Raw genomic sequence first — 4,254 nt, 5'->3', positions numbered from 1 at the left:
ACGAGTTCTTCCAGTCGGTGCGGCATCGCAGTGCTTTTGCGCATAGGACCGCAATTGTCGTGCCAACTGGGAAAATCGTTTCGGAACAACGTGATCGCTCTGGCAGCGTTGTGTCAGATGTCCGACATCGTCGAGAATCCGACAACGAGTGCTCCTCCTAATCACCGGATCAACCTCCGGCGCCAGTCGGTGACACCGCATTCCTCTGTCTTTCCAGGAGACGGCGTGGACATCAATGCCGTTCCTCACCGAACCCGCCTCCTAGCCCTTCGCCCATACGTCACGGCCGCCCCCCGGTTTGGCTTCAACCTGAAGGATTACGGCGTCCTCTTCGCAGAGAAGATCGGGTTGTTCGTGGCGCGCGCAGCGGAGCCCAAGGAGCTTTTCTGGGTTGCGGATACTGGCATGTCGATATTACGACCGTGTGTCCTTCGACAAGCTTGGTGGCTTCTTCAACCAGAATCTCGCCGCGGAGATCGAATCGTTATCTGCGCCGCAAAGTGCGGCCGGTGAGCGGCGTGGCCCTGCGTTCCAGTTGGCCACGGTCCTCGCTGGGACGAGCAAGTAAATGGCTTGCGCAGCAACGGTGCGATCACACCTGGAGCACGGCGTCATCAGGAAAGCGCCATCCTTGTGCGCCCACGACACCCTGGTCGCCATCGGCCGCATCGCGGGGGGGCACTGTGGGCGATAACCATTCATTGATCTGGGCGATTGAGGGTTCTGCCGGGGCGCTATTGCTGCTCGGTAGGGCTGCGGGCTGGCGAGTCTACCAAGGCGAGCAACGACAGGCGAGACGGCAGACATTACGTGACGGAACTTGATATTGCAGTGCAGCAAGCGTAGAGCACCGCGCGCTTATCGGAGTGTCGTCCATGGCCCTTACCAATGCTGGTAACGAGGCAGAACCTGTCGAACAATCGAGCCATTCTGAGGTCGAGCAGCACAGCACCAAGGCGCTGATGTCGGGCGCACTAGGTGTCGTTTATGGCGATATAGGCACCAGCCCGATCTATGCATTTCGCGAGGCGTTGCATGCATCAGCGGGTGGCAACGTCGCCAGCCGTGGCGACATCCTCGGCGTACTCTCGCTGATCATCTGGTCCCTGACGATCACCGTGACGATCAAATACATCATGTTCGTGCTCCGCGCCGACAATCGAGGCGAGGGCGGAGTGCTGTCGCTTATGGCGCTGGCGCGCAACAGTTTCCCGACCTGCTCTGCGGTGATCCTCGGCATCGGCATCGGCATCGGCATCGTCGGCGCGGCGCTTTTTTTTGGCGACGCCGTCATTACGCCGGCAATCTCGGTACTGTCGGCGGTCGAAGGTATGAATGTCGTCACGCCGACGTTCCAGCCCTATGTGGTGCCGCTGACACTGGCCATCCTGGCGATCGTGTTTGCGGTACAGCGGTTTGGCACCGGCGGCGTAGGATTGGTGTTCGGGCCCGTTACCGCGCTGTGGTTCCTGGCCATCGGCCTTTCTGGCTTCAACCACATCATGGACGACCCGGAAATCCTGCTGGCAATCAGCCCGCATTACATCGTGTCGTTCCTGGTCAACTCGCCCGAAGTCGCCTTCGTCACGGTTGGTGCGGTTTTTCTCGCCGTCACCGGCGCTGAGGCGCTCTATGCCGACCTCGGCCATTTCGGGCGCAAGCCGATCGTGCTTGCCTGGCTGGCAATCGTGTTTCCTTGCCTGTTGCTCAACTATGTCGGGCAAGGCGCCTTCGTGCTGGCGAATGGCGGTGTCGTCGGTCATCCCTTCTTCGAGATGAACGAAGGCTGGATGCTTATCCCGATGGTGGTGCTGGCGACGGCGGCGACCGTGATCGCCAGCCAGGCGGTGATCTCCGGCGCCTTTTCGCTGACCAGACAAGCGGTACAGCTCAACATGCTGCCGCGTTTCGTCATCCAGCACACGTCGGAAAAACAGTCGGGCCAGATCTATCTGCCGCGCATCAACCTGATGCTGGCGCTGGTGGTGATGCTGCTGGTGGTCGGCTTCGGCGAATCCAGCCGGCTGGCCTCGGCCTACGGTATTTCGGTGACCGGCAATATGCTGGTGACGAACATACTGCTTTTTGTTGTGATGACGCGCATCTGGAAATGGCCGCTCGGCGTCGCGATAGCCTTAATGGCGGTGTTCGTCTTCATCGATACCGGCTTCTTTGCAGCTAACATCGTCAAGGTATTCGAAGGCGGCTGGGCCTCGCTTGCCATTGCCGCAGTGATCGTGATGACCATGTGGACTTGGATAAGAGGCAGCAGGTATCTATTTGACAAGACGCGCAGGAACCAGATTCCGCTCGATTTCCTTGCGGGCAATCTGTTGAAGAAGAAACCGCAGCTGGTGTCCGGTACGGCCGTGTTCCTGACCAGCGATCCCGCCAGTGCGCCGACCGCGTTGATGCACAGCCTGAAGCACTACAAGGCGCTGCACGAACAGAACGTCATCCTCTCTGTGGTGACGGCGCAGCAGCCCGTGGTGCCCGACAGCGAGCGGATCAAGATGGAAACGATCAATGAGCTGTTCATGCGGGTGACACTGACCTTCGGCTACATGGAACAGCCTAACATCCCGCGTGCGCTGGCGATCTGCCGCAAGCAGGGTTGGAAGTTCGACATCATGACGACGTCCTTCTTCCTGTCGCGTCGCTCGCTCAAGGCGTCACCCAACTCCGGCATGCCGGTGTGGCAGGACAAGCTGTTCATCGGCTTGGCGCGCACGGCCGCCGACGCGACGGAGTATTTCCAGATCCCGACCGGACGTGTGGTCGAGATCGGAACGCAAGTGGCCGTTTAGGTATGCCCGGTTAAGCAGAATCAATTGGCATTTCGCGAGCCGGTGAATGCCTGACCGGGCGGAGGCCACGATGCTTGCGCCAAACTGGGGTCCGGTTCCAGGCCTGAAGCTTCCGGCCCCGAAAGCCGTCCTTTACGCCTGCGATCATTTCCGTTCCGCATTGTCTTGCCGACCCACCAGTCGAGATGCGCTGAAACGACCTCGCCGGGCAGCAACTTATCATTTGAACCTAATCGATGTGCCGCAAGTCCGACCTTCATTCTTCAGTTCACAGGCTAGCGTTGCCAAAATCGGCGTGCCGCCTAACCGGCGCCGCACCGTGACCTGTCAGGATGCTATGCAGGCGCGAGGCAGAAGCTGGCTCGAGGCCGCCGGCCTGGTGCTGGTCCGGCAGCGGCCGGGCTCGGCCAAAGGCTTCATGTTCCTCTGGAGGATGAGACGGGTGCGGCAAACGTCGTCGTCTGGGTCAAGATCTCTCGAGAAATTCCGGCGCGTGCTTCTTGCTTCGGCCATGCTCGGCGTCCGCGGACGCATCCGACGGAAGAGGAGGTGGTGCACCTCGTCGCCCACGAGCTGACCGATCTGTCGGCCGGGCTGGCCAGCGTGGGAAACCGCAAGACGCCGTTTCCGTTGCCGCACGGCCGAGGGACGAGGCTCATCACGGCGGATCGGGCATCGATCCGCGCGGCATGCCGAAGGGGCGCGACATCGTCGATGCAGTATGACCATATCGACCCTATCAAGTTCAAGACGCGTAACTTCCGGTAGCGCTTCCGGAGGCCACTTCAGCAGCATGTTGTGCACACTTTTGTCGGACCCTGTTAACTGCCGATTGGCAGCAGGTCACCCCGTGCCGGATCCCAAATGTCGTCGCTCTCAAGCGCAACGACTGCCCGCACCCTTTTTAAGTCAGCGAGCACCTCCACCGCCGGACGCCGCCCCGTTTCCTGAGCCGCGGCGTAACGGGTGTATTTGTGACTGTCCGGCTCAAACCACTTCAACGATTCCAAAGTAGCCATGGCATCGCCCTTGCGGCTGCGCGTGATGCGAATGATCGTGATCCCATCCTAAGCGCTCGCGTCGAATGGAGACACGCTGCCAACGCTTCATCTGCTCTACCCCATCTTTGTTCCAAGGCGGTCGGATCATCTCAATGAGCCCTGCCTCGGGGTGGCCAAAGCATGCATATTTATCGTTCGGCCCCGCATCGAATTATCATCTGCGATGTGGGACTCGATCTTGGGTTGGCGACGGCTTCGCTCCGGGAGTAGACGTCGGACCACTGATAAGTGCCGGACCTTCTCCACAATTTCTCGGCGGACTCATCGTGAACGCTCGATTGGACGTAAATGCGGTTCGCGGAAACGCAGGTCTGGCCGGCATTGCGGAACTTCGCCTGGACCGCACCGTCAACAGCACCGTCAATGTCGGCATCATCGAAGATGAT

At 60.1% G+C, this 4,254-nt stretch carries 1 protein-coding gene and 3 pseudogenes; 3 read left to right on the top strand and 1 reads right to left on the bottom strand.

The window, feature by feature from the left end; translation table 11 throughout:
• The 3 genes and pseudogenes from EOA38_RS39815 to EOA38_RS29445 form a co-directional block, all read left to right on the top strand.
• Positions 1 to 513 (top strand): annotated as a pseudogene (locus tag EOA38_RS39815) (hypothetical protein); the annotation flags it as partial.
• A 362-nt stretch (positions 514 to 875) separates the two neighbouring features.
• Positions 876 to 2,807, top strand: coding sequence for a potassium transporter Kup (locus tag EOA38_RS29450; RefSeq protein WP_127300884.1), 1,932 nt, complete (start codon positions 876 to 878; stop codon positions 2,805 to 2,807).
• A 307-nt stretch (positions 2,808 to 3,114) separates the two neighbouring features.
• Positions 3,115 to 3,575: pseudogene (locus EOA38_RS29445) on the top strand (OB-fold nucleic acid binding domain-containing protein); the annotation flags it as partial.
• A gap of 538 nt (positions 3,576 to 4,113) precedes the next feature.
• Here EOA38_RS29445 and EOA38_RS29440 read toward each other — a convergent pair.
• A pseudogene (locus tag EOA38_RS29440) lies at positions 4,114 to 4,254 on the bottom strand (aldehyde dehydrogenase family protein); the annotation flags it as partial.

The sequence above is a fragment of the Mesorhizobium sp. M1E.F.Ca.ET.041.01.1.1 genome (assembly GCF_003997355.1).
In the GTDB taxonomy this organism is placed as follows: Bacteria; Pseudomonadota; Alphaproteobacteria; order Rhizobiales; family Rhizobiaceae; genus Mesorhizobium.
Note: the sequence above shows the minus strand (reverse complement) of the source record. Positions and strands in the feature narration are given on the sequence as shown.

Coding starts and splice junctions, on each gene's coding strand:
- EOA38_RS29450 (WP_127300884.1), top strand. CDS start 876: ATGGCCCTTACCAATGCTGGTAACGAGGCAGAACCTGTCGAACAATCG.